Origin of the sequence: Streptomyces katrae (assembly GCF_002028425.1) — a bacterium.
GTDB lineage: Bacteria > Actinomycetota > Actinomycetes > Streptomycetales > Streptomycetaceae > Streptomyces > Streptomyces katrae_A.
This window is the reverse complement of sequence record NZ_CP020042.1, coordinates 481,365-500,112: the sequence shown is the minus strand read 5'-3', so window position 1 is coordinate 500,112 and position 18,748 is coordinate 481,365. Positions and strand designations below refer to the sequence as shown.

The window sequence follows — 18,748 nt, the reverse complement described above, 5'->3', positions numbered from 1 at the left end:
GCTCCCCTGAAGCCGGCACCGGCGGCCGGGCGGCACAAGTGTAGGTGGCGGAATCCCGGCACCCGAACACAGGTCGGTACGGGTGCCGGGGCAAAGGCCCGAACAGGGGGCAAAGCGGAACTCAGGAGCAGACGGTCCCGTCCGCCGGAGCGGTGCCGTCGACGAGGAACGCGTCGACCGCCTTGGTCGCGCAGGCGTCCTTGCCGTAGACCCCGTGCCCCTCGCCCTTCACCGTCAGGCTGACGCCGACGCCCCGGCCGAGCGCGTCGGCCATCCGCTTCGCGCCCTCGACCGGGGTGGCCGGGTCGCCGGTGTTGCCGATGACGAGGATCGGGGCCGCGCCCTCGGCGGCCACCTGCGGCTTGTCGGACGTGCCGCGCACCGGCCAGTCGGTGCAGACGAGCAGGCCCTTGGCCATGGACGGCCCGAAGACCGGGGAGGCCGAGCGGAAGGCGGGCTCCTGGGCCCGCATCTCCGGCACCGTGTAGCGGCGGCTGGTGTCGGCGCAGCCGATCGCGGTGTGCGCGGCGTCGGTGTTGTCGTAGTGGCCGTCCGCGCCGCGCCCGCTGTAGGCGTCGGCGATGGCGAGCAGGTTGTTCCCGGTGCCGCGCTGTTGCAGCTCGGCCAGGCTCTGGACGAGGTAGTCCCAGGTCCGCTTGTCGTAGAGGCTGGCGGCGATGCCGGTGAGCGCGAGGTCGGAGGTGAGCTTGCGGCCGCTCTTGGTGGGGGCGGGCTCCGTCTCCAGCTTCTTCAGCAGCTCGCCGATCCGGCGGTTGCCCTCGTCGGTGCCGGCGCCCGTGGGGCACTTGGCGGCGTACTTCTCGCGGCAGAACTCCATGGCGTGCTCCAGCGCCTGCTGGAACCCCCTGGCCTGGCCGAGGCTCGCCTGGAGCTCGTCGGAGGTGGGGTCGACCACGGCGTCGAACACGGTGCGGCCGACGTTCTTCGGGAACAGGTGGGCGTAGACGCCGCCCAGCTGGGTGCCGTAGGAGATGCCGAAGTAGTTCAGCTTCGCGTCGCCGAGCACCTGCCGCATCAGGTCCATGTCCCGTGCGGTGTCGGCCGTGCCGACGTGGGGGAGGAGCTTCGCCGAGTTGCGCCGGCAGGCCTCGGTGTACGTGCGGACGGGGGCGAGGGGGTCGTCGCCGGAGGGCGCGGGCCCCGCGTCCAGGGCCTTGTCGTCCAGACAGACGACGGGGGCGGTGTTGCCCACGCCGCGCGGGTCGAAGCTCACCAGGTCGTAGACGGCGCCCAGCTTCTCGTAGTGGTCCGCCGCGTGCGGGAGGGTCTTGACGCCGGAGGCGCCGGGGCCGCCGAAGTTGTAGACCAGCGAGCCAAGACGCTTGCCCGCGTCGGTGGCCTTCTTGCGGATCAGCGCCACGTCCAGGGTCTCGCCGTCGGGCTTGGCGTAGTCCAGGGGCGCCTTCATCGTCGCGCACTCCCAGTCCCCGCCCGGGGCCTTGCCGCCGCCCTGCGCCGCCGAGGGCGCCGGGCACGGGGCCCAGCCCGGCCGCTGCCCGGTCAGGGCGGCGGGCAGCGCCGCCGGCGCGGTGGGGGCGGGGGCGCTGGCGGAGGCCGAGGGCTTCATCGCCGCCGGGGCCTTGGCGCCGCCGTCGCAGGCCGCCAGGACGGGGACCGCCAGCAGCGCGGCGGCGGCCACGACGGCCGTCCGTACGGGGCGGCGTATGGGGTGGGGCATGCGGGAGCTCCTGGGGGCGCGGGCGTTGCGGTGCCTTCGGGTAAACGGGTGGCAAACTATCCGATCGCGTCGCGGCCGCATCGCCCGGGGGTGGGCCGAGCCGGCGGGGGAGGAGCACGGGCGGGACCGCATGCTCCTGAATACCGCGACGACCGCACTGTTACGGTCGGGGTATGCCCGAACTGATCGCCCCCTCTCCCCACCTGCACTCCTCCTGGCTCGACGCGCGGGCGGAATGGGGCGCCGACCCCCACATGGACGGCGCCGGACTGGGCTCCGACGACGACGTGGAGACCGCCGAGGGGTTCGCCGCCTGGACCGAGCGCCTGCGCCGCCAGGCGGACCGCACGACGGCGGTCGAACAGGGCCGCGTCCACGCCACCTACTGGTGGATCGCCGAAGGCGACACCTACCTGGGCGCCATCGACCTGCGCCACTACCTCAACGCCTTCCTCCTCGACGCCGGCGGCCACATCGGCTACAGCGTCCGCCCGTCGGCGCGCCGGCGCGGCCTGGCCGGCTGGGCGCTGGGCCAGGTCCTCTACGAGGCCCGGCTGATGGGCATGGACCGGGTCCTGCTGACCTGCGACCCCGGCAACGAGCCCTCGGAGCGCACCATCGAGGGCTCCGGCGGCGTCCTGGAGGACATACGCGAGACCCTGATCGGCCCCAAGCGCCGCTACTGGATCACCCTCTGACGGGCACCCACCCCTCTCCCGTCCCCCCGGTCACGGCCGTCACCCGCGCCCAGTACTAAAGTGCGGTGGACCCCGTACGACGGGGCGCCGGACGGGCCCCGCCCGCCGCGCCCCGCCAGGATTCCGAGAGGCGGCGCGCATGGACGGCCCCGCCCCCGACGGACGGCCCCCGGCCGGCCTGCGGGGCCTCACCCCGGCCGCCCGGACGGCCCTCGCCGCCTCGGCCGCCTTCGCGCTGCTCACGCTGTGGGTGATCCTGGCGGCGGCCCGGCCGCTGCCCTTCGACACCGGCCCGCACGCCTGGTCCCTGGCACACCGCCCGCCCGCCGCCCTGGACGTGGCCCGGGCCGTCACGGCGACCGGTACCGGGGTCTGGCCGTACGCCCTGGTCGTCCTCGCGGGCCTCTACGCCGGCCGCGCCGTCCGGGACCGGCTCGCCACCGTGGCCGGGCTCGCGCTGTGCCTGGCCCTCGGGCAGGGGGTGCGGCGCGCGCTGATGTCGCTCGTCGCCCGGCCGAGGCCTCCGGCCGCCGACTGGGCCACCCATGCCGCGAACTGGTCCTTCCCGTCCGGCCACGCCACGACCGGCGCCCTGACCGCGGGACTCCTGCTCGTGGCGCTGGCCCTGCGCGGCTCGCCGGGCCCGGCCAGGACCGCCGCCGCCGCGCTGATCGTCCTCTGGGGGGCGGCGGTGGGCCTGAGCCGGGTCTACCTCGGCGTGCACTGGCCCTCCGACGTGCTCGGCGGCTGGCTCCTCGCCACCGCCTGGCTGGCCCTCGCCGCCCTCGTCCGCCGGTCCTACCGCAGGGGGCCCGCCGCCAGGACATAGGCGACGGGCCCCCGGCGGGAGGACGTCAGCGGGCGTGGCGCTCCGGCAGGTCCACGTCGGCCGGGGCCGAGGCGAAACCGCGGGCCTTCGCGGCGGCGGCGGGCTTCTTGCCGCAGAACGCGCCTTCCAGGGTCGCGCCGAGGGCCGTGTTCGCGACGCCCCGGTTCGAGGTGTTCGCCATCGCCGTCATGCTGCGCTTGCCGTCGCGGGTGGTGAACGCGTAGGTGTAGAAGCCCTGGACGGTGCCCGTGTGCCCGTACACCGAGGTGCCGCAGGACAGGTCGTAGCGGCGCAGGCCCAGCCCGTAGAAACGGGTGTTCGTCGCGTCGGCCGGGGTCATCGTCAGCATCTGGTCCAGCAGCTTCGGCGCCACCAGCTTCCCGCCCGCCAGCGCGGACATGAACGTGCTGAGGTCCGCCGGGCTGGAGATCATCGCGCCCGCCGACTGGGCCCAGGACACGGTCTGCTCGGTGGAGTCGACCAGCGGGGAGCCTGCCTCGTCCGGAGTGAGGTAGCCGTGGGTGTGCAGCCCCGCGATCCGCGTGTCGGGGTGCACGTACGAGGTGTCGCGCAGCTTCAGCGGCTTGATGATGCGGCGCTCGTACTCCTGGGCCACCGCATGCCCGGTGGCCTTCTCGATGAGCATGCCGACGACCACGAAGTTGGTGTTCGAGTACTGGTACGAGGCCCCCGGCTCCGCCGTCCTGGGCTCGGCCAGCGAGAGGTCCACCAGTCCCCGGTAGGTGAACACCTTGTTGCGGACGGCCTCGAAGCCGGGCACGGTCTTGTCGAACATGGCGTTCGTGTAGTCCGCCAGACCGCTGCGGTGGCTCAGCAGGTGGCGCACCGTGATCCGGTCGTCGGGCAGCAGCCCCGGCAGGTAGCGGTTGACCGGGGCGTCCAGCTCGATCTTCTTCTCGTTCACCAGCTGGAGCAGCACGACGGTCGAGAAGGTCTTGGTGACGCTGCCGATCCGGAACCGGGCCCGGGTGTCCATGGCCGCGCCCGTGACCTTGTCGCGCACGCCCTCCGTCGCGCTCACGACGCGGCCGCCCTCGGTGATCCGGGCCAGCGCGCCCGGGGCCCCGGCGGCGAGGGTGTTGCGCAGCGCCTGGTCGACGGCCTCCATGTCGGGCGCAGGCAGGGCGGGCCCGGCGGCGCGCAGCGCCTCGGGGGAGGGGCGGTGGCGGCCTGGGCGGCGGTGGCGGGCGCCACGCCCGCGACCACGGCCAGCAGGGCGGCGCCGACGGCCAGACGGCGGTTGAGGGGGCGGCGGTTCGCGGACAGGGGCACGTTGCTCCTCGGCTCGGTGGGTGCCTTCCCGGGCCCGGGGGGTCAGCCAGGGTGATCGCGAGCCTACCGAGGGCGCCGCGCCCGCCTGATGCCCCGTCACTGCTCAGGTGGCCGAAACTCGTTGTCCGTTCCTATGGGGAGCCGGGCACGGCACCCCGGGCGCCGGGCCGGGGCCGCCCCGTGCCGGCACCCACTCCGGCCGGATCCGCGACGGTGCCCGCCGCGCGCCCGGGAGCGGCCCCGGGGCAGGACGGGCCGCCGGCCCTAGGCGCCGTGACACCGGGCGGGCGGGGACGAGCCGAAATATGATGTGCCTGGGTCTTTCGCACAGCGGGAGCAGAGAGGCAGATGGACGTACCCCGGAGTGGTCCGTGACCCCGCGCCGGCGGCCCCCTCGGCCGGCCAGCGCCGATCTGCTGACCATGCTGGGGCGGCTCACCGCCCAGGCGCGGGAGGGCGCCCAGCTGCACCACGCCCGGGTCGAGCTGGCCGAAGCCCTCCAGCGCGAGATGCTGCCGGCCTCCCTCCCCGTCCTGCCGGGGCTGCGGACCGCGGCCCGCTACGCGCCCGCCCAGCACGGCCTGGACATCGGCGGCGACTGGTACGACGGCTTCCGGCTGCCCGAGGGCGCCCTCGCCTTCTCCATCGGCGACGTCCAGGGACACGACGTCGCGGCCGCCGCCTTCATGGGCCAGGTCCGGGTCTGCCTGCGCGCCGTGTCGGCCGTGGTGGCGGACCCGGGGGAGGTGCTGGGCCGGGCCAACGACGTCCTGCTGTCCATGGACTGCGAACTGTTCGCCACGTGCAGCCTGCTGCGCTTCGACCCGCACACCGGCGAAATCCAGGGGGCCCGGGCCGGGCACGTCCCCGCGGTCTGGGCCACCGTCGACGGCCGCCACGGCATCGCCGAGGACGCCGGAGGACCCCCGCTGGGCCTGGTCCCGGGCGCGGGATACGGGGTCACCCGGCGCAGGCTGACGGCGGCGGGGTCCATCGTCCTGCTGACCGACGGCGTGGTGGAGGGGCCGTCGTTCCCGATAGAGGCGGGGCTGGAGCGGGTGTCGCGGATCGTCCGGGAGGGCGCAGGCGGCGATCCCGGCGAGCTGGCGGCCGAGGTGATGAAGGTGGCCGACTCCACCGGCCACGCCGACGACGCGGCGGTCCTCGTCATCAGCCACGACGGCCCGGCGACCCCCCGGACGGACGGGCCGCGGGCGGCTGAGGGGTGGCTCACGGGCGGCTGAGGGGCGGCCGACGGGCGTGTCACGCCCGGACCGGACGCCCGGGCTGTTGTCTGATGCTGTGGTGCGCACCCTGCAATGGCGACGAACGGGCGGAACGCTCCTGCTGGTCCTCGCCGTCGCCGCCGCCTACTACGCGACCGGCTGGCTGGGACTGCTGCGCCAGGTGGTCGTCGGGGGCGCCGTCGTCACCCCGCTGTGGCCGCCCACCGGGATCGCCCTGGCGGCCCTGCTCCGGTTCGGCCCGCGGGTCTGGCCGGGACTCGCCGTCGGCACGTATCTGGCCATCGAGCAGCTCGCCGCGTTCCACCCCGCCGACCTGGGCATCGTGGCGGGCAACGTCCTGGCTCCGCTGTGCGCGCTGCTGCTCCTGCGCGCGGCCGGATTCCGCCCCGAGCTGGACCGGCTCCGCGACGGACTGGCCCTGGTCTTCCTGGGCGGGCTGCTGCCGATGCTGATCAGCGCCACCGCCGGGACCTGGACGCTGGTGCTCACCGGCAACCTGCCGGCGGGCAACTTCTGGCCCACCTGGTCGGCGTGGTGGGCGGGGGACACCATGGGGTGTGGCTGGTGACCCCGCTGCTGCTCGCCCTCCACTGGGCGCCGCTGCCCCGAGATCCCCTGCGGGTGGCCGAGGCGGCGGCCCTGACGGTTGCGACCGCCGCCGCCACCGTGGCCGCCACGCACAGCACCCTGTCCGTGCTGTTCCTGGTCTTCCCGCTGCTCATCTGGGCGGCCGTGCGCTTCCAGCTGGCGGGGGCGGCGCCCTGCGCCCTGCTCATCTCCGTCCTGGCGATCTGGGCGGCGACCGACCACGCCGGACCGTTCGCGGGCCGGACCCTGCTGGAGACCATGGTCAACCTCCAGGCCCTCAACGGCGCGGCCGCGCTGACCGGTCTGCTGCTGGCGGCCCTCGTCGCCGAGCAGAACAACGTCAGGCTGAGGATCGAGGAGGCCTGCGAGGAACTGGCCGAGGTCGTCGCCCAGCTCTCCCCGGAGCGCGGGGACCAGGACCCGCGGGGCCGGCTCTGACCCGGGGGCGGGCGCGATTGCTGCACATCTCCTTGACTCCTCAAGTTTCTCCTCTATCCTTGAGGCGTCAAGGAGGTAGCAATGAGTGATGCGCTGGATGTGTCCCTGCGCTTGGTGAAGGCCCAGACCGCCCTCGTGCGGCGGTTCGACTCCCGGCTGGGGGCCCTGTTCGGGGTCAGCCTGGCCGACTTCCTGGTGCTGCTGCACCTGGGGCGGGCCGAGGGTGGCCGGATGCGGCGGGTGGACCTCGCCGGGGCCCTCGGGCTCACCGCCTCGGGCGTGACCCGCGGGCTGGCGCCCCTGGAGCGGATCGGCCTGGTGGTGCGCGAGGCCGACGCCCGTGACGCCCGCGTGGCCTACGCGGCCCTCACGGACGCCGGGCGCGAGCGCCTGGCCGACGCCCTCAAGGCCGCGGAACAGGTGGCCGCCGACGTCTTCGCGGCACCGGAATGGGCCGGCGCCGACATCGCGGAACTGAGCGCCCTGCTCACCCGCCTGGGCGGCACCGGCCTCCCCGAGACCCCCGCCACCACCACCCCCTGACCGCCCGCAGCCCCCTGCCCGCCCGCCGTACGGCGATGGCCGCCGGCGTTTAGGCTGGCGGGTTGGGGCAGCTGTTCCGGCGGGTGGTGCCGCCGACGGAGGTCATGCCCCGCAGGGCGGCGGGCAGGGGATCCGGAGACTTCGGCCGCAATCATCTTCGTTGCGCGTAGCTGCGGTCAGCCAGGTAGGACGGTCCTGCGCGCTACAGGTCGCCAGATGAAGGCATCGGCAATCTCGTCGTGGAGCGGATCCCTTTGCCACGTATCGGTGATGTCCGTCCAGTGACGGAGGACGGCCTTGCCCGCTGACTTCGGCGTATCAAGGTCGTAGGCGACGTCGAAGCAGTAGACACGGCCGTCCCCGTCGATGCACTGTCCGGACTCGTGGTCGCCGCCATCGCGGAAGAGATTGACCAGCACGGTCGTAGCCGGGTCGAGCCCCTGATTTTCGAGGAGGCGCCTGAGCCGCTTCCAGAGATCGAGCGAGCTCGTGCGCAGGAGGTGTGTGTATTGAACGTGCACGGCCTGGGACATGAAACCCGATCTTGTGCGACCTTCACCGAAAGCGCCAGTTAGGCGCGTCGGGCTCGCGACGTCAGTCGGGCGGTGACGCGCGCCGGCAGTGATGCACGTCGGGGCCGGCCCGTCCGGGCGGCCCCGACGTGCCCAGGGCCGTACGGCGACGACGATCTTCCCCACCGGGGAGCCCCGCCTCCATGGAGCGGTGCGCCTCCACGATCTCGTCCAGGCCGAACACCCGGTCCACGACCGGCTCGGACGAGCCGTCGCGCAGCCCCGAGGTGACGAAGGCCTCCGCCCGGCGCAGCCGCCCGGGATCGGTGGTGATCTCCTGGGCGGTGAAGGTCCTCATGTTCAGCGCGGGCATCCCGAGTTCGAACCCCGGGCACGGGGTCGGCTCGCCGCTCGGCGCCCTGTGCATCAGCAGGATGCCGCCCGGGGCCACCGCCCTGCCCGGCTCCAGGACGCCGGGTGCCGCGACGGCGTCGAAGACGAACTCCGCTCCCGGCCCCCGGTGAGGGCGCCGCCTCACGGGAGGAAGAGCCGGAGAGGGTCTTCCCCCGGCCTCCTGCGTGCCGTCGTGACCGCGCCGGACGGGCCCTGGCGGCCGGCGCTCTCAAATGGAACGGTCCCCTCGGGGAACGGCGCTTTAAGGACCGGGGCAGTTCGTGCCGCACCCGGTGCCACCTCGGTGAACAGCCGTGGAACACCCATGAGTTGACGTTGACGACCCCGGCTCTACGCGCGTTGTGTGGGGCGCATGAGGATTCCCCCACGCTTCGTGGCCCTGGCCGCCGCGGCCGCCGTCGCCGCCACCCTGTTCACCGGTCAGGCCGCCACGGCCGCCCCCGCCTCCGCGCCCGCCGCCGTCGCCTCGGTCGGCAGCGTCTGTTACTCCGCCCTGCCCGACGAGGCGTACGACACGCTCGAACTCATCGACCAGGGCGGCCCGTTCCCGTATTCCCAGGACGGCATCGTCTTCCAGAACCGCGAGCACGTCCTGCCGACCCAGACCACCGGCTACTACCACGAGTACACGGTGATCACCCCCGGATCGCCGACGCGCGGGGCCCGACGGATCGTCACCGGCGAGCAGTACAGGGAGGACTACTACACCGCCGACCACTACGTCACCTTCCGGCGCGTCAACTTCGGCTGCTGACCGAAGAAACGGTTACCCCCTGAGGCCCTTCCTCACCCTCTCCGCGGCGGCGGGGGAGGGCCCGGTCCGCCATGCCGTTCACTCCACGACTACTGTGGAGTACACACGCATCGACGTGTCACCGAGCAGGCAACACGTGCAACCAGGGGGAACGAAAATGGCGCCCGAGCCCGAAATAGTCGATCTGCTGGAACTGAGCCCGGACTTCGTCCGCGATCCGTACCCCGTCTACGCGCAGCTGCGCGAGCGCGGCCCGGTCCACCACGTCCGCACGGCGGACGGCGAGGAGTTGTGGCTGATCGTCGGGTATGAGGCCTGTCGTTCCGCGTTCAACGACCCGCGGCTGAGCCGTGACTGGCTCCGCTCCGGCGACATCGGCCAGATCATCAACGTCGAGCAGGACAATCCGGCGCTGGCCCACATGCTGATGGCCGACCCGCCGCACCACACCCGCCTGCGCCGCCTGGTGGCCCGGGAGTTCACCCCGCGCCGCATCGAGGCGCTGGCGCCCCGGCTCCAGCAGATCACCGACGAACTGCTCGACGCCATGGAAGCGAACGAGGACCGCCAGGCGGACCTCCTGGAGGCACTGGCCTTCCCGCTGCCGATGACCGTCATCTGCGAACTGCTCGGCGTGCCCGGCCTGGACCGCGACGCCTTCCGCGCCTGGTCCAACGAAGCGGTCGCCCGCACCAGCCCCGAGGCCGAAGCCGCCGCCTACGAGGGCATGATCGCGTACCTGACCGGACTGATCGACGCCAAGCGCGCCGAACCCGGCGACGACCTGCTCAGCGCGATGATCCACGCCGTCGACGAGGGCGGGGACCGGCTCTCGCCGTCCGAGCTGATCGGGATGTCCGTCCTGCTGCTGATCGCGGGCCACGAGACCACCGTCAACATGATCGGCAACGGGATGCGGGCCCTGTTCGCCCACCCCGAGCAGCTCGCCGACCTGCGTGCGGACCTCGGTCTGCTCGACGGTGCGATCGAGGAGATGCTCCGCTACGACGGCCCGGTCGAAACCTGCACCGAGCGGCTGGCCCTGGAGGACGTGGAGATGGGCGGAGTGGTGATCCCCAGGCGCTCCACCGTGCTGATCGCCATGGCCGACGCCGACCGCGACCCGGCCCGCTTCGAGGACCCGGACCGCTTCGACATCCGCCGTGACGCCCGAGGCCACATCGCCTTCGGGCACGGGCTGCACTACTGCCTCGGCGCCCCCCTGGCCCGGCTGGAGGGCCGCATCGCCCTGCGCTCGCTGCTGGAGCGCTTCCCGGAGCTGACCGGCGACGCGGACGAGGCGAAGCTGCCCTGGGTCCCCGGCATGCTGATCCGCGGTGTGAAGCGGCTGCCCGTCCGCTGGTGACGTGCTTCCCGGGGCCCCGTCTCCCGGGGCCCCGGGACAGGCCCTACTCGGGGGCGGCCGACAGGTGTTCCTCCGCCGCCAGGACCGCCTGGTGCGTGCTGGGACGGCCCATCAGGACGCACAGGGTGTAGGCGACGTCGTCCATCGCCCGCAGGGTGCCCGGGTCCGTGGGCGCGGCCGCCAGGCGGGCCTGGCAGCCGCGCAGCCGGGACAGGACCTCCTCGGTGCGCAGCCGGCTCGGCCGGATCCCGACCGTCTGGACCGCGCCCGGGCGGTGCGGGGCGCGGGCCGCCTCCAGGGACCGGCGCAAGGCCCGTTCGATCCGTACGGGCATCGGCATCCCCAGGGTCCCGGCGACCATCGCCGCCGCCACCTCCACCGCCGTTACACGTGCCAGCTCGGCGGCCGCCAGCAGGATCTGTTTCGCCTCGCGCACCGAGCACGGGGCCGCCGCCATCAGCAGGCCCACCGCCCAGGTGTGGGTCGGGCTATCCCCGGGCGGCCCTCCCCGTGCGGGAGCGACCTCGGCGGAGAGGGCGGGGGACGGCGGATCACCAGGAGACGCCACGAGAGGATCCCTTCAGCCCGAGGCCGCGGTCTGCGGCGACGAGAAGCACGTCAGGCCTGCCCGCCCCTCGCGGGACGTGTCCTCTCCCACGCTGACACACCCGGTGGACATCCGCATCGCGTGCCCGGCCCTGCGGGGGGCTCAGAACTCCGAGTTGGCGAACCAGAGGTCCAGCAGCTCCCCGTCCCCGCCGGCCTCCACCGTCGCCGCCGAGCGGTCCAGGCGGCCGTAGAGCAGCAGGAGCAGGTCGGCGGCCGGGGCGCGGACCACGGCGTCGGCGGCGACCCCGCCCGCGCCCCCCTCCGCTGCGCCGTCCGCGACCACGCCGAAGCCGTCGGGCCGCAGCCGGACCAGCCACGAGCCGTCCGTGTCGGTGCACTCGAAGCGGATGGTCCGGTCCGCTGCGCGCAGACCGGCCACCTTCGGCGCGAAGAGCGCGGCGTAGGGCAGGTTGACGAGGAACTCGTCCACGCCGTCGTGGGCGAGCGTGCGGTCGACGGCCGAGGGCAGCCCCAGCGCCCGCTCGGCGTCGACCCGGTGGACCAGGGTCTCGAACGCCATCCGGCGCACCCAGAAGCGGGCGTGGCCGTCGGCACCCCAGACCCACATGGGCGCGTCCAGGTCGGTGCCGGCGAACACCTCTGCCGCCTCGGCGGCGCCCTCGGCCAGCCAGTCGGCGTAGCCGTCCGCCCGCTCCGGCAGCCGCAGGTCCACGTCACGGCCGGCCGGCGGCGCCTGGATCCGCTGCCGCAGCAGCACGGAGAACCACCGGTGCACGCTTCCGGCGTGCCGCGTCAGGTCCGTCAGGTCCCAGCCGGGGCAGGTGGGCACGGGGGCCGTCATGTCGGCACCCCGGACCAGGTCCACGAACCGGGCGGCCTCCGCCGCCACGGCCGCCCGGTGGTCGAGCTGGTCGGCTGTCTTCATGCTGGGAGCCCTTCTGGCCTGATCGGATCGATGCCCCAGGCACTCTTTCACAGCCCGGCCGGCGTCCCTCCACCGGCTCCGCCGCCGCCCCCGTACCCCCACAGCCGGGTCAGGTGCCCGTGCAGGACGTCCCGGGCCTGGCGGGCGGTGAGGTGCCCGATGAGGACGTGCGTGGTGAGGCCGTCCGCGAGGGCGAGCAGGGTGCGGGCCTCCTGGCGGGGGTCCGGCGGCACGGGCGCCGGCACGGGCGCCGGCACGGGCGCCGGCGCGTCCTCGGCGGCTTCCGTGAGGAGGCGGGCGAACATCGCCTCCAGCTCCGCGTAGTTCGTCCGGAGCGATTCGGCCAGAGGTGCGCTGACCGCCGCCTGGGCGACGAACGCGAGCCAGACCCTGGCCTCCGCACGGTGCTCCTCGCGCAGCAGGGCCACCTCCGTGGCCGCGTGCCCCAGCGCGGACGCGGCCGACTGGGCCGGGCTGCGCACGAGGCGGGCCCGTACCCGCTCACCGATCCGTTCGCCGATGTGCCCGAGGGTGAACAGGAGCATCTCGTCCCGGGTGCGGAAACAGCGCTGCACGGCCCCCATCGACACCCCGGCCCGCCCCGCGACGTCGCGCAGGGTCACGCCCTCCAGCCCGCTCTCGTCCGCGAGCCCGCACACGGCCCCCGCGATCAGCCGGCGCCGCTCCTCGTGGTCCACCTGCTTCGGCACGTCCCTCGCCTCCCTCTCGGCATCCGCCTCCGGTACCCCGCAGCTTATTCGATGCAAGCGCATCGGTTCCCGTATAAGGTTCCGATGGTTCCGATGCAACCGCATCGAAACGATATCGGGAGAGGGAAGAACCATGCCGGAAGAACTGTGGCGGAAGACGGCCGCCGCACAGGCGCAAGCCGTGCGCGGCGGCGAGGTGTCCGCCGCCGAGCTGGTCGAGAGCCACCTGGAACGCATCGCCGAGGTCAACCCCACGGTGAACGCCGTCACGCAGCTGATGGCGGAACGGGCCCGCGCGGACGCGGCGCTGACCGACCGCCGCCGCGCCGCCGGCGAGGAGCTGGGCCCCCTCGCGGGCGTTCCCTTCACGGTGAAGGAGACCACCCCCGTCGAGGGCGTACCGACCACCTTCGGCGTCCCCCGCTTCCGCGACCTGGTGGCCCGGGCCGACGCACCGCCCGTGGCCCGGCTGCGCGCCGCCGGGGCCATCCCCATCGGCCACGCCAACCTGCCCACCCTGGTCCTCGCCGGAATGCACACCCGCAGCGAGCTCTTCGGCGACACGGTCAACCCGTGGGACCCCTCCCGCACCCCCGGCGGCTCCAGTGGCGGCGACGCCGTGGCCGTCGCCACCGGCATGGCCGCCCTCGGCCTCGGCAACGACTCCGGCGGCTCCATCCGCGTCCCCGCCCAGTTCTGCGGGGTCGCCGGACTGAAGCCCACCACCGGCCGCTTCCCCGCCGACCACCGCGTACTCGGCCCCGACGACCCCGGCCCGGCCTCCCAGGCGCTCGTCACCGACGGCCCGTTCGCCCGCAGCGTGGCCGACCTCCGCCTGGCCTACGAGGCACTGGCCGGCACCGACCCCCGCGACCCGAGGGCCGTCCCCGTCCCCGCCTACGGGCCCCCGCTCCCCGGACCGGTGAAGGTCGCCGTGGTGGCCGACCCCGGCGGCCGGGGGGTCCACCCCTCGGTCCGCGCCGCCGTCGCCGACGCGGCCGCCGCGCTCGCCGACGCCGGCTACGAGGTGTGCGAGGTCCCGGACGTACCGCGCCTGGAGGAGACCCTCGACGCCTACGACCGCATCACCTGCACCGAGTTCGCCCCGGCCTGGCCGGCGGTCCGCACCCTGCTGGGGGAGGGCGGGGACCGCTACATCCAGCTGGCGATGGAACGCACCCCGCCCGCCACCGCCGCCGAACTCGTGAAGCTCACGGGCACCTGGCTGGGCATCCGGCGTTCCTGGGCCGAGTTCCTCGACGCCTGCCCGCTGGTCCTCGGCCCCTCGTTCACGGAGCCGCCGGTCGAGCCCGGGCTGGAGTCACGCGACCGGGCGGGCCGCGACCGGGTCGCCTCCGGCATGCGCCTGTGCACGGCGACCAGCTTCGCCGGCGTCCCGGCCGCGGCGGTCCCCACCGGCCTGCGCGACGGGCTCCCCGCGGGGGTGCAGATCATCGGGCGGCCCTTCAGGGAAGACCTCTGCCTGGCCGCCGCCCAGGCCGTCGAGGACCGCCTCGGGGTCCTCACACCGGTCGACCCCCGAAGCCGGGCCGCCCTCACCGGGTCCTGACGGACGGCGAGGACCGTGTTCGAGCTCCGGAGACTATCGCGTTCGCTGGGCAGCCCTGGCGCGGTGGCCCGCCCTGACAACCGGGCAGGCCCTACCCCCCTGCCGGGGCGAGCCTCGCAGGGGTCGGGCCGTCGGGGCGGACCGTGAGGCCGTACGTGGCCCCGCCCGGGACCGAGGAGAAGGCCGGGGTGTGCAGCGGCAGCAGGTGTTCCAGCAGCACCGTCGACTCCCGCAGCGCGAACTGCGTGCCCAGGCAGGCCCGGGGGCCGAGCCCGAAAGGCAGGTACGCGCCCGTCAGCGCGGGGCGGCCGCCCCCGGCCGTGAAGCGCCGCGGGTCGAAGCGCTCCGGGTCCGGCCACAGCGCCGGGTCACGGTGCGTCAGGTACGGGCAGACCAGTACGTCGCTGTCCGCCTCCACCGCGTACCCGGCCACGGTGTCGGCCTCCGCCGTGTACCGGGGCAGGATCCAGGCCGACGGGTACAGCCGCAGCGTCTCGCTGACCAGCGCCTGGACCGCCTCCCTGCGCTCCGGTGAGCCCTGCGCTCCGGCGGCCAGCGCCTCCTCGCGGGCCTGCGGGTACCGGTCGAGCAGCAGGTACAGCCAGGTGAGGGTGGTGGCCGTGGTTTCGTGCCCGGCCACCAGCAGCGTCACCAGCTCGTCGCGCACCAGCGCGTCGGTGTACTCGGGGCGGTCCTCGCCGGCGTCGACCAGCACCTGGAGCAGCCCCGGCCCGTCGGGGCCCGCCTCCCCGCGCCGGGCGGCGGCCACCGCCTCCCGGGCCACCGCATCGATCCGGGCCAGGTCCGCGCCCACCGAGTCCCGCGCCTCCACGGCATCGGCCGGCAGGGTCGGCAGCGCCGCCACCACGGCCGCGACGGAGGCCAGTTCGCGGGCGGTGGCCGGGTCCAGGGCATGGCCGGTGAGCGAGCGCCAGATGGTGTCCAGGGCGAAGCGGCGCATCTCCTCCCCGACGTCGAAGACCTCCCCGGTGCGCGCGTACCCGGCCCACCGGGCGGCCGCGGTCCGGGCCGCCCCGGCGATCCGCTGCTCGTAGCGGCGCATCCCCGTCCCGGTGAACTGCGACTGGAGCAGCCGCCGCTGCCGCTTCCAGGCCCCGCCCGTCGCGGCGAGCACCCCGTCACCGATCAGCAGACGGGCCCGGTGGGAGCGCTTGACGTACCGGTCGGGGTGCAGCGCCAGCACGTGCTGCACGGCCTCCGGCCCGGTCACCAGCACGGTGGGCCGGGGCCCCAGCCGGACCGCGGCGACCCCGCCGAGCCGCTCGCGCGCCCGCGCCAGCAGCTCGATCAGCTCCCCCTTCCCGGAGCGCCACGACTCGACGGCCGCCGCGTCCAGTTCGGGTACGGGCACCGGCGCGGGTCCCCCGCCCGGTCCGGACGGCTGCCGGGGGAACTGCGCGGGAGCGGCGTCTGTGGGCACGGGGCTTCTCCTGTCCGGCCGTCGGCCCGGCCGTCGAGAGGTGCTGGACAACCCGGACTGTACGCGGGCGGGCGGGCCCCCACCCGCCGTACGGATCTTCTCGAGCGGGCCGGGGACGCATACGATCCTTCGGGTACAGCGGCGTACGACCTGGGGAGGGACTACCGTGTCCGACGTGGACTGCGGCGTGAAGAGCGAACTCGACGAGCTGATGAAGGTGTTCCTCGGCGCGTTCACCAACACCGGCGGCAGAGCACCCGACGTCGACGCCGTGCGGAAGGTGTTCATCCCCGAAGGGATGATCATCAAGAACCTGGGGGGCGAGCCCGTCGTCCACGACCTCGACTCCTTCATCGAACCCCGGCGCAGGATCCTCACCGACGGCACGCTGACGGATTTCTCGGAATGGGAGGTGGCCGAACGCACCGAGATCTTCGGATCGATCGCCCACCGTTTCAGCGAGTACCGCAAGTCCGGCCGCCACGGCGGAGTGTGGTTCGAGGGCGAGGGCCGCAAGACCACCCAGTTCGTCCGCACCCCGGCGGGCTGGCGGATGAGCTCGATGGCCTGGGACGACCTCCCGGCCCCGACGGGCGACGGCCCCGGGCGGGCTCAGCCCCCGGCGGCGTCCTCCGCCCCGTCCGGCACCTCGTAGATCCCCCCGTCGACCCCCGCCCGGTACAGCCGGCCCGCCGAGAAGCCCTCCCCGCCGCGCCCGTACACCAGCTGCGTGGACAGCCGCAGCTCCGGGCCGGCTGCGACGGCGCACAGCGCCCCGTCCTCCACCCGCCAGACCTCGCCCGCCGCATGGGTGGCGATCAGCGGCCGTCCGCGCCCGTCGAGGGTGAGCCCGTCCGGCAGACCCGCCGCATCGGTCCCCGTGGCCGAGGCCCAGCGCCGCGGGTGCCCCGGGTCCCCGACGGAAATGCGGTACACCCCGGGTGCGAGGGTGGTCTGGACGACGTACACCTCCGCCCCGTCCGGGGACACCGCGATCCCGTTGGGCCGCGGCACCCTTGCCCACGCGGGATCCACCCGGCCGTCCGGGGTGACGCGTCCGATGCCCGTACCGCCGAGGGTCGTCGTGTACACGGTCCCGTCGGGCGCCAGGGCCACCCCGTCGATCCCGCCGAGCCCCGAGGCGTACACGCCGACGGCCCCGGTCTCCGGGTCCACCTCCAGCAGCTTCGAGACGGGCAGCAGGTCCCCGGTCAGCGAGTGCGCGAGGTCGTTGCCCGTGCCCACGAGCAGCTTGCCGTCCTCGCGCACGACGATCCCGCCGTTGGCGCCGATGTCCCCGGTGAGCGCGACGGGGGCGGCGCCCGGGGCGTCGATGCGGTAGACGCGGCCGCTGAAGTACGCGGTGGCGAACATCCGGCCCCGCCGGTCCACCGCGATCGACTCGGTCCAGTCCGGCACGTGCGCCACCTGCACCGGCCCGCCCGCCGCCGGGGGCCCGCAGCGCGGCGCCGCCCCGGCCGGTGCGGCGGGTACGAGGACCCCGGCCCCCAGCGCGGCCAGCGCCGCCATCCCGCGCCCGCGCCGGCGCACCCCGCCGTGCCACACCGCGTTCCACCCCATCGGTTGCCCTCCCCGGCCGTGGGCCCTGCGCCCCGTGCAGTATCGGCTCGCGCGCCCTGCCCGACGACCGGTTCCCGGGCCAACTCCGCCCGCGGACAGGCCGGAACCCTCCCCTCGCAGGCACCCGGACCGGGTGCTGACCGCGTCCACGGGGGCACATGTGACGATGACCCCGGCACATCCGCACCACATGGGGGGACCATGCGCACCCGTACCACCACAGCCGGCCTCGCCGCCACCCTCGCGGCACTCCTCGCCCTGACGGGGTGCAGCTCGTCGGACGGCGGCCCGCACGCGGCCGCGAGCACCCCGGCGGCCGCGCCCGCGCCCGCGCCCGTGCAGGGCGGCGGTTCGGGGTACGAGGGCCCCCGCCCCCAGGACCAGAACCTGCTGGCCTGGACGGGCGACCCCAACGACGCGGGGCACGTCACCGCCCAGTCGGCGGCCGGGGTCGGCGGCCGGATCACCCTGGTGCGGATCGGCCTGCGCGAGCAGATCACCTGGTCGAACATCTGGCTGGGCCTGGCCGGCGTCGACGCGAACGCCCGGCTCTCCGACTGCTACCTCGGCGTGTACGACGCCACCGGCAAGCTCGTGGCGTCCACCGCCGACATCTCGCCCCAGCTGATGACCGACGCGGTGGCCAAGCCACTGCCCCTGACCAAGCCGTTCACCGCCGCGCCCGGAACCTACTTCATCGCCCTCCTGCTGAACGGGAACTGGGCCACCAACGCCCTCACCCTGAAGGCGACCGGCGCCGGCATCTCGGTGAACGCCGGTCTGACGCCCCCGGCCCTGCGCTACAGCACGGTCCTGACCGGCCAGACCTCGCTGCCGCCCGCCCTCAACCTCGCCGAGCAGTCCACCAGCACGATCAACACCGGCTGGGGCAGCCAGTGGTACGGGATCTCCTGACCCCTCCCCGGGCGCCCGCCCGGCCGGGGACGGCAGGGCCCGGTCAGGAGGGCCCGGTCAGGAGGGCTTGGTCAGCGAGAAGGGGGTGACCGTCACCTTGTTGTCGCACTCGGCGAACTGTCCGTCGTCCATGGCGATCTGGTGCGAGCCCGCGCCCGGGACACGGATGACGAGCGTGGGGAAGACCACGGGCGTGGAGCCGGACACGCAGTAGCCGTCCGCCTCGCCCTGGACGTTGACGAAGGTCAGCTTGGTCCAGGCGCGGGCGCCGGGGGTGAGCGACACGGGGGCGGCCGTACCGCTGTTGGTGGTGGCCAGCGGGAGGTTCTTGTCGGGTGAGCCGTTGCCCGCGCCCGCCACCTGCGGGAAGCCGTTCAGGGTGCAGTTCGAGCGGCTGGTCACCGAGACGACCATCGCCCCGGTCCCGGTGCCGGGCGGGCGGACGTCGGCCTGGTGGGCCGGGGAGACCTGGACGTCCTCGATGGTGCAGGCCTTCGCCTTGCCGCCGGAACCCGGCGCCGAGGCCGTCGGCTTCGCACTGCCGCCGCCCGTCCCCCGCCGGCGGCGGAGGATCCCCCCGAGCCGCCGGAGGCCCCCGAACCCCCGGTCCCGCCCGTGCCGCCCCCGGCGGGCGTCGCCTGGGCCGCTCCCGAGG

At 74.5% G+C, this 18,748-nt stretch carries 19 protein-coding genes and 1 pseudogene; 10 read left to right on the top strand and 10 right to left on the bottom strand.

Going from position 1 to position 18,748, the window contains the following annotated elements:
- Nucleotides 1-121: 121 nt before the first annotated feature.
- Nucleotides 122-1,699, bottom strand: coding sequence for an alpha/beta hydrolase (locus B4U46_RS02555; protein WP_079423659.1), 1,578 nt, complete (start codon nucleotides 1,697-1,699; stop codon nucleotides 122-124).
- 173 nt (nucleotides 1,700-1,872) lie between these two features.
- Here B4U46_RS02555 and B4U46_RS02550 point away from each other — a divergent pair, with 173 nt between their 5' ends.
- Both B4U46_RS02550 and B4U46_RS02545 read left to right on the top strand, forming a co-directional pair.
- The gene (locus B4U46_RS02550; RefSeq protein ID WP_079423657.1) at nucleotides 1,873-2,397 is read left to right on the top strand and encodes a GNAT family N-acetyltransferase; all 525 of its coding nucleotides are present in this window, start codon (nucleotides 1,873-1,875) and stop codon (nucleotides 2,395-2,397) included.
- A gap of 139 nt (nucleotides 2,398-2,536) precedes the next feature.
- Nucleotides 2,537-3,226, top strand: coding sequence for a phosphatase PAP2 family protein (locus B4U46_RS02545; RefSeq protein ID WP_079423655.1), 690 nt, complete (start codon nucleotides 2,537-2,539; stop codon nucleotides 3,224-3,226).
- A 25-nt stretch (nucleotides 3,227-3,251) separates the two neighbouring features.
- Here the strand turns inward: B4U46_RS02545 and B4U46_RS02540 are convergent, their stop codons facing one another.
- Entirely contained in the window at nucleotides 3,252-4,355 is a 1,104-nt protein-coding gene (locus tag B4U46_RS02540; protein WP_079423653.1) for a serine hydrolase domain-containing protein, read from the bottom strand.
- Nucleotides 4,356-4,941: 586 nt separating this feature from the next.
- Here B4U46_RS02540 and B4U46_RS02535 point away from each other — a divergent pair.
- From B4U46_RS02535 to B4U46_RS02525, 3 genes and pseudogenes are all read left to right on the top strand, one after another.
- Nucleotides 4,942-5,763, top strand: a complete 822-nt coding sequence (locus B4U46_RS02535) for a PP2C family protein-serine/threonine phosphatase (RefSeq protein ID WP_237293265.1) — start codon at nucleotides 4,942-4,944, stop codon at nucleotides 5,761-5,763.
- Nucleotides 5,764-5,821: 58 nt separating this feature from the next.
- Nucleotides 5,822-6,792, top strand: a pseudogene (locus B4U46_RS02530) (MASE1 domain-containing protein).
- Between the two features lie 81 nt (nucleotides 6,793-6,873).
- A complete protein-coding gene (locus B4U46_RS02525) occupies nucleotides 6,874-7,335 on the top strand; it encodes a MarR family winged helix-turn-helix transcriptional regulator (protein ID WP_079423651.1) in 462 nt (153 codons plus the stop codon).
- A 176-nt stretch (nucleotides 7,336-7,511) separates the two neighbouring features.
- Here B4U46_RS02525 and B4U46_RS38820 read toward each other — a convergent pair whose 3' ends face one another.
- Together B4U46_RS38820 and B4U46_RS38815 are read right to left on the bottom strand one after the other, a co-directional pair.
- Nucleotides 7,512-7,868, bottom strand: a complete 357-nt coding sequence (locus tag B4U46_RS38820) for a hypothetical protein (protein WP_079423648.1) — start codon at nucleotides 7,866-7,868, stop codon at nucleotides 7,512-7,514.
- A 61-nt stretch (nucleotides 7,869-7,929) separates the two neighbouring features.
- Nucleotides 7,930-8,385 carry a zinc-binding dehydrogenase gene (locus B4U46_RS38815; RefSeq protein ID WP_079423645.1) on the bottom strand — a complete coding sequence of 152 codons (456 nt, stop codon included), beginning with the start codon at nucleotides 8,383-8,385 and terminating at the stop codon, nucleotides 7,930-7,932.
- A gap of 228 nt (nucleotides 8,386-8,613) precedes the next feature.
- Here B4U46_RS38815 and B4U46_RS02510 point away from each other — a divergent pair, with 228 nt between their 5' ends.
- Together B4U46_RS02510 and B4U46_RS02505 are read left to right on the top strand one after the other, a co-directional pair.
- A complete protein-coding gene (locus tag B4U46_RS02510; RefSeq protein WP_079431517.1) occupies nucleotides 8,614-9,015 on the top strand; it encodes a ribonuclease domain-containing protein in 402 nt (133 codons plus the stop codon).
- 157 nt (nucleotides 9,016-9,172) lie between these two features.
- Nucleotides 9,173-10,381, top strand: a complete 1,209-nt coding sequence (locus B4U46_RS02505; RefSeq protein ID WP_079423643.1) for a cytochrome P450 family protein — start codon at nucleotides 9,173-9,175, stop codon at nucleotides 10,379-10,381.
- Between the two features lie 43 nt (nucleotides 10,382-10,424).
- On the opposite strand, the gene B4U46_RS02500 is transcribed toward B4U46_RS02505, so the two are convergent.
- The 3 genes from B4U46_RS02500 to B4U46_RS02490 form a co-directional block, all read right to left on the bottom strand.
- Complete coding sequence (locus B4U46_RS02500; RefSeq protein WP_079423641.1) at nucleotides 10,425-10,850, bottom strand: DUF5133 domain-containing protein; 426 nt, start codon at nucleotides 10,848-10,850, stop codon at nucleotides 10,425-10,427.
- 240 nt (nucleotides 10,851-11,090) lie between these two features.
- On the bottom strand, nucleotides 11,091-11,876 hold the full coding sequence (locus tag B4U46_RS02495) for a maleylpyruvate isomerase family mycothiol-dependent enzyme (protein ID WP_079423639.1): 786 nt from the start codon (nucleotides 11,874-11,876) through the stop codon (nucleotides 11,091-11,093).
- Nucleotides 11,877-11,923: 47 nt separating this feature from the next.
- Entirely contained in the window at nucleotides 11,924-12,586 is a 663-nt protein-coding gene (locus tag B4U46_RS02490) for a TetR/AcrR family transcriptional regulator (RefSeq protein ID WP_079423637.1), read from the bottom strand.
- Nucleotides 12,587-12,719: 133 nt separating this feature from the next.
- On the opposite strand from B4U46_RS02490, the gene B4U46_RS02485 reads away from it, so the two are divergent.
- Complete coding sequence (locus B4U46_RS02485) at nucleotides 12,720-14,156, top strand: amidase (RefSeq protein WP_079423635.1); 1,437 nt, start codon at nucleotides 12,720-12,722, stop codon at nucleotides 14,154-14,156.
- A 91-nt stretch (nucleotides 14,157-14,247) separates the two neighbouring features.
- Here the strand turns inward: B4U46_RS02485 and B4U46_RS02480 are convergent, their stop codons facing one another.
- Nucleotides 14,248-15,597: a cytochrome P450 gene (locus B4U46_RS02480; protein ID WP_167747558.1), complete on the bottom strand. Its 1,350-nt coding sequence runs from the start codon at nucleotides 15,595-15,597 to the stop codon at nucleotides 14,248-14,250.
- A gap of 166 nt (nucleotides 15,598-15,763) precedes the next feature.
- On the opposite strand from B4U46_RS02480, the gene B4U46_RS02475 reads away from it, so the two are divergent.
- Nucleotides 15,764-16,252, top strand: coding sequence for a DUF4440 domain-containing protein (locus B4U46_RS02475; RefSeq protein ID WP_079423633.1), 489 nt, complete (start codon nucleotides 15,764-15,766; stop codon nucleotides 16,250-16,252).
- Here the strand turns inward: B4U46_RS02475 and B4U46_RS02470 are convergent.
- Complete coding sequence (locus tag B4U46_RS02470) at nucleotides 16,210-17,178, bottom strand: SMP-30/gluconolactonase/LRE family protein (RefSeq protein ID WP_079423630.1); 969 nt, start codon at nucleotides 17,176-17,178, stop codon at nucleotides 16,210-16,212. The genes B4U46_RS02475 and B4U46_RS02470 overlap by 43 nt on opposite strands.
- 201 nt (nucleotides 17,179-17,379) lie before the next feature.
- Between B4U46_RS02470 and B4U46_RS02465 the strand changes: the two genes are divergently transcribed.
- Complete coding sequence (locus B4U46_RS02465; RefSeq protein ID WP_079423627.1) at nucleotides 17,380-18,093, top strand: hypothetical protein; 714 nt, start codon at nucleotides 17,380-17,382, stop codon at nucleotides 18,091-18,093.
- A gap of 57 nt (nucleotides 18,094-18,150) precedes the next feature.
- Here the strand turns inward: B4U46_RS02465 and B4U46_RS02460 are convergent, their stop codons facing one another.
- A complete protein-coding gene (locus tag B4U46_RS02460; RefSeq protein ID WP_237293264.1) occupies nucleotides 18,151-18,576 on the bottom strand; it encodes a DUF4232 domain-containing protein in 426 nt (141 codons plus the stop codon).
- Nucleotides 18,577-18,748 lie beyond the last annotated feature (172 nt).